A 5477-nucleotide genomic window follows, 5' to 3' on the forward strand; every position below is an offset into this window, starting at 1 on the left:
GCCCCACTCCTCCCGCAACCCGCCCCTGACCAGGCTGTACGTCGAAAGCAGCGGCACCGTCAGGCAAAGGACCCTCATGATCACCCGGCGTGCGTTCCTCGCCGGAGGCGCCGGCCTGGGCGCGTCCGCGGCACTGGGGCAGGCCCCCGTGCGCGCGAGCGCCCGGCGCGCCCCGCTGGCCGACCCCTTCCGGCTGGGCGTCGCCTCGGGCGAGCCCACGCACGACGGCGTGGTGCTCTGGACCCGCCTGGCCACCGACCCGATCGCGCCCGACGGCCTCGGCGGCATGCCGGACCGCCCGGTGCCGGTCCGGTGGCAACTGGCCAGGGACGAGCACTTCCGGCACGTCGTCCGCCAGGGCGCCGAGACGGCCCGCCGCGAGGCGGCCCACAGCGTGCACGTCGAGCTCGACGGGCTCGACCCCGGCGCCGAGTACTTCTACCGGTTCCGGGCCGGCGGCGAGATCAGCCCCGTCGGCCGCACCCTCACCACGCCCGCCCCCGGCGTCCGGGGCAGGCCGCTGAACCTGTCGTTCGCCTCCTGCGCCGACTACCAGTCCGGCTGGTTCACCGCCTACCGCAGGATGGCCGAGGACCAGCCCGACCTGATCGCCTTCCTCGGCGACTACCTCTACGAGTACGGCGCCTACCGCCACCCGGTACGCGACCAGGCCGGCGGCGAGTGCCTGGACCTGGCCGGATACCGCCTGCGCCACGCCCAGCACAAGGCCGACCCGGACTCCATGCTCGCCCACGCCGCCGCCCCCTGGGTCGTGGTGTGGGACGACCACGACATCGAGAACGCCTGGGCCGGCGACGTGCCCGAGCAGCCCGGCCCGCCGTTCCTCCGGCGGCGGGCCGCCGCGTTCCGGGCGTACTACGAGAACATGCCGCTGCGCCGCGCCCAGCGGCCGGACGGGGCGGCGCTGCGGCTGCACCGCAGTGTCCGCTGGGGCGCGCTGGCCAACCTGCACCTGCTGGACACCCGCCAGTACCGCGACCCGTACGCCTGCACCGGCAGGGCCGGCACGGTCGGCCCCGGCTGCGCGGACCGCCTCGCGCCGGGCCGGACCATGCTCGGGCGGGAGCAGGAGGCGTGGCTGGACGAGCGGCTCAGGCGCTCGCGCGCCACCTGGGACCTGCTCGGCCAGCAGGTCTTCTTCATGCAGATGGACTGGATCAAGGGGGCGGAGGAGGGCTACTCCAACGAGGGCTGGGACGGTTACGTCGCCTCCCGCGACCGCCTGACCGCCGCCGTCGACGCCTACGGGCGCAACGCGGTCGTGCTCACCGGCGACGTGCACGCGCACTGGGCCGGCGAGATCAAGCGCGACCACCGCGACCCCGGGTCCGCGACGGTCGCCGTCGAGCTGGTCACGACCTCCGTCACGAGCGCGGGCGACGGCCGGGACGAGTACCCCGACACGCGGACCCTGCTGGCGGAGAACCCGCACGTGAAGTTCTTCAACGGCCGCCGCGGCTACGTGCGGACCCGGATCACCGACCGGGAGCTGCGGGCCGACTTCCGCGCGCTGGCCCACGTCACCGAGCCCGGCGCGCCCGCCCGGACCTGCGCGTCCTTCGTCGTCGAGGCGGGCCGTCCCGCGCTGAACCCCGTCTGAGACCGGGGGCGGCGTCAGACGTCCACGGGGCCGCCGCTGCGCCAGTACACGTTGCCCTCCCGCGACAGCAGGCACTCGTCCACCAGGTAGCGGCGCAGGGCCGCGTAGTCGTCGTGGAAGGCCCGCAGCGCGACGTTGACGTCCTTCTCCGGGTAGCGCACGCCGGGCTCGAAGACCGTGGCGATGTAGCGCAGCACCACGAGCCGCTTGTCCCGCCGCATCGTGGTGGTCGTCAGCCGCCCGTCCACGAGGAACGTGCGCAGCACCCGCTCCTCCGGGCTCAGCTCGCGCGCGGGCTCCGCGTGCGCGCGCAGCAGGTCGCGGAAGCGCTCCGGCGTGGCCCGCCACGCGCCGGACTCGTCGCGGGCCGCCAGGCCGCCGTTCTCCAGCTTCCGCAACGCCTTGGGGGACAGCTCACCGGGGGCCCCGAGCACGAGGGAGGCGAAGGTCTGCAACGTCTCCTCCTGGTAGAGCAGGCCCAGGACGCGTCTGATCTCCTCGTCGTTCACTCATACCATTTTGTCCCATGATCGCAGCACTGTTACTGGCGACCTCGATCGCCATCCCGACCAACTTCCTGCTGTACGAGAAGGAAGCCGCCAAGAAGGACGACAACCCGGAGACGACCTGGCAGGCCACCGGCAGGCGGACCGCCCCGCTGGTGGTGAACCCGTGCCAGCGGGCCGGGCTCGGCCAGGCGGGGCGCGTCCGGGCCAGGACGCTCGTCTACACGGCCTTGCCCGACTACTCCAAGTCGGAGCAGGTGGTGCTCTACTCGTCCGCGGCGGCGGCGAACCGGGCGCTGCGCGACCTTCAGGCCGCCGTACGCGCCTGCGGCAGCTCCGGTTACCGCTTCTCCGCCCGCGCGCTCGCCCTGGGCGACCGGGCGCTGTCGGTGACCGGGCAGGCGTACCAGGGCGGGCAGGCGGCCGTCGGCGGCGAGCGGGCCGTCGTGACCCGCCGCGCGAACGCCCTGATCCTCTACACGGTAGCGGGCGAGTGGGGCAAGCCCGCCAGGGCCGACTTCACGCGTCAGACCAGCGACACCAAGCGCATGCTCGCCAAAGTCTGCACCATCGCCGACTGCTAGAAGCGGGGAATGTCTCGATCTTGGGACATTGTCATGACACGACCCCGACGTTTCCCGGACGAAACTGAATTCAACAGGCCTGTGCCGGGGCGCCCTTGCCAGTCCGCTCCGGCACAAGGCTTGTCTCAACACGGTTCGTCGCGACCACGCGGCTCCCGGCCGCTAGAGCCGGTTGAGCCCCTGCACGTGCAGCACGGCGCGGCCCTCCTCGTCGGAGCCGGCCAGATCCACCTGGGCGTCGATGCCCCAGTCGCCGTCGCCGGCCGGATCCTTGATCGTCTGCCGCACCTTCCAGAACCCGCTCTCCTCCTCGATGCGCAGCAGCGCGGGCCCGCGCGCGTCGGCGTCGGTGAAGATCTCCTCGTGGTCGGCGTAGTACGCGTCGAGCGCCGCACCCCAGTCGACGTCGGGGGCCAGCTCCTCCAGCTCGTCCTCCTTCTCCAGCGCGCACAGCTCGGCCAGCCGGAACATCGCGTTGCGCACCAGCACCCGGAAGGCCCGCGGGTTGGCCGTGACCGGCCGCACCTTGGCCTCGAGCTGCTGCTGCTCCTCCAGCGCCGCCGCCGGGTTGGTGAGCTTCTCCCACTCGTCGATCAGCGAGGAGTCGACCTGGCGGACCAGCTCGCCCAGCCACTCGATGAGATCGACCAGGTCGTCGGTCTTGAGGTGCTCGGGCACCGTGCGCGACAGCGTGCGGTAGGCGTCGGCCAGGTAGCGCAGCACCGTGCCCTCGGAGCGCGCCAGCTCGTAGAACTGGATGTACTCGCCGAACGTCATCGCCCGCTCGAACATGTCGCGCACCACGGACTTCGGGCTCACCGTGTAGTCGCCCACCCACGGGTGGCCGCGCCGGTAGGTCTCGTAGGCCCCGAGCAGCAGGGTGTCGAGCGGCATCGGGTACATGACCTCGGAGAGCTGCTCCATGCGCTCCTCGTACTCGACGCCGTCGGCCTTCATCTGCGCGACGGCCTCGCCCCTGGCCTTCTTGAGCTGGGCCGACAGGATCTGGCGGGGGTCGTCGAGGATGGCCTCCACGATCGAGACCAGGTCGAGCGCGTACGACGGCGACTCGCGGTCGAGCAGGTCGAAGGCGGCCAGCGCGAACGTGGACAGCGCCTGGTTGAGCGCGAAGTCCTCCTGCAGATCGATCGTCAGCCGGGCCCGCCGGCCCTGCTCGTCGGGCTCGCGGAACTGCTCGACGATGCCGCCGGCCAGCAGCGACCGGTAGATCGCGATGGCCTGGCTGATGTGCCGCCGCTGCCACTTGCGGTCTTCGTGGTTGTCGGTCAGCAGGTGCTTCATCGCTTGGAAGCAGTCGCCGGGCCGGTTGATGACCGCGAGCAGCATGGCGTTGCTGACCTTGAAACGGGAGTTGAGCGGCTCGGGCTCGGCCTCCTGGAGCTTGGTGAAGGTGTCCTCGCTCCAGCCGACGAAGCCCTCCGGCGGCTTCTTGCGGGCGTAGCCGCGCCGCCGCTTGGGGTCGTCGCCGATCTTGGCCAGGGCCTTGGCGTTCTCGATGTCGTGCTCGGGGGCCTGGCAGGCGACGTAGCCGATGGTGTCGAAGCCCGCGCGGCCCGCCCGGCCGGCGATCTGGTGGAACTCGCGGGCCCGCAGCCGGCGCACCTTGTTGCCGTCGTACTTCGACAGGGCCGTGAACAGCACCGTGCGGATCGGCACGTTGACGCCCACGCCCAGCGTGTCGGTGCCGCAGATGACCTTCAGCAGCCCGGCCTGGGCCAGCCGCTCGACCAGGCGGCGGTACTTCGGCAGCATGCCGGCGTGGTGCACGCCGATGCCGTGGCGGACCAGCCGCGACAGCGCCCGCCCGAACCGGGTGGTGAACCGGAACCCGCCGATCATGGCGGCGATGGCCTCCTTCTCGGCCTTGGTCGCCATGTTGATCGACATCAGCGCCTGGGCCCGCTCCATCGCCGCGGCCTGCGTGAAGTGCACGACGTAGACCGGCGCCTGGCCGGTGCTGAGCATCTCCTCGAGCGTCTCGTGCAGCGGCGTCATCCGGTACGAGTACACCAGCGGCACCGGCCGCTCGGCGTGCTTGACCACCGCGGTCTCCCGCCCGGTGCGCCTGGTCAGGTCGCGCTCGAACATCGACATGTCGCCGAGCGTGGCCGACATCAGGATGAACTGCACATTCGGCAGTTCCAGCAGCGGCACCTGCCAGGCCCAGCCGCGGTCGGGCTCGGCGTAGAAGTGGAACTCGTCCATGACGACCTGGCCGATGTCGGCCGCCGCGCCGTCGCGCAGCGCCACGTTGGCCAGGATCTCGGCCGTGCAGCAGATGATCGGCGCGCCCGGGTTGACGCTGGCGTCGCCGGTCATCATGCCGACGTTCTCGGTGCCGAACACGGCGCACAGGTCGAAGAACTTCTCCGACACCAGGGCCTTGATCGGCGCGGTGTAGAACGTGCGCAGGTCGCGGGTCAGCGCGGTGAAGTGGGCGCCGGCGGCCACCAGCGACTTGCCCGAGCCGGTCGGCGTGGCCAGGATCAGGTTGTTGCCGGAGACCACCTCGATGAGGGCCTCCTCCTGGGCGGGATAGAGGGTGAGCCCTCGCTCGGCGTTCCAGGCTACGAACGCGTCGAAGATGGCGTCGGGGTCGGCGTCGATCTCTTCCGGCAGGCGGTCAACGAGTAGGCTCACACCCCTATCCTGCCGAAGTTTGCCGGGTGCTCGAACCCGGAGCGGGTGAACGGGGTCAGAGCGCGGGCCGTCTTGCGCGTGCCCGCGCTCTGACCCCGTTCACCC

General features: G+C 71.6%; 4 protein-coding genes. 2 read left to right on the forward strand and 2 right to left on the reverse strand.

Annotated features, from left to right (window positions below):
- Window positions 1-1621, forward strand: a 1621-nt coding sequence (locus FAF44_RS51735; RefSeq protein WP_308193545.1) for an alkaline phosphatase D family protein, incomplete at its 5' end; no start/stop codon positions are given.
- 14 nt (window positions 1622-1635) lie between these two features.
- Here the strand turns inward: FAF44_RS51735 and FAF44_RS51740 are convergent.
- Window positions 1636-2130, reverse strand: coding sequence for a DUF2087 domain-containing protein (locus FAF44_RS51740; RefSeq protein WP_237110867.1), 495 nt, complete (start codon window positions 2128-2130; stop codon window positions 1636-1638).
- Between the two features lie 17 nt (window positions 2131-2147).
- Here FAF44_RS51740 and FAF44_RS51745 point away from each other — a divergent pair, with 17 nt between their 5' ends.
- Entirely contained in the window at window positions 2148-2711 is a 564-nt protein-coding gene (locus FAF44_RS51745; protein ID WP_237110868.1) for a hypothetical protein, read from the forward strand.
- Between the two features lie 162 nt (window positions 2712-2873).
- On the opposite strand, the gene FAF44_RS51750 is transcribed toward FAF44_RS51745, so the two are convergent.
- Window positions 2874-5372, reverse strand: coding sequence for an RNA helicase (locus FAF44_RS51750; protein ID WP_237110869.1), 2499 nt, complete (start codon window positions 5370-5372; stop codon window positions 2874-2876).
- Window positions 5373-5477 lie beyond the last annotated feature (105 nt).

Origin of the sequence: Nonomuraea sp. MG754425 (assembly GCF_021699195.1) — a bacterium.
In the GTDB taxonomy this organism is placed as follows: Bacteria; Actinomycetota; Actinomycetes; order Streptosporangiales; family Streptosporangiaceae; genus Nonomuraea.

What these genes read in the sequence shown, in the direction of transcription:
- FAF44_RS51745 (WP_237110868.1), top strand. Translation starts at nt 2,148, where the DNA reads ATGATCGCAGCACTGTTACTGGCGACCTCGATCGCCATCCCGACCAAC.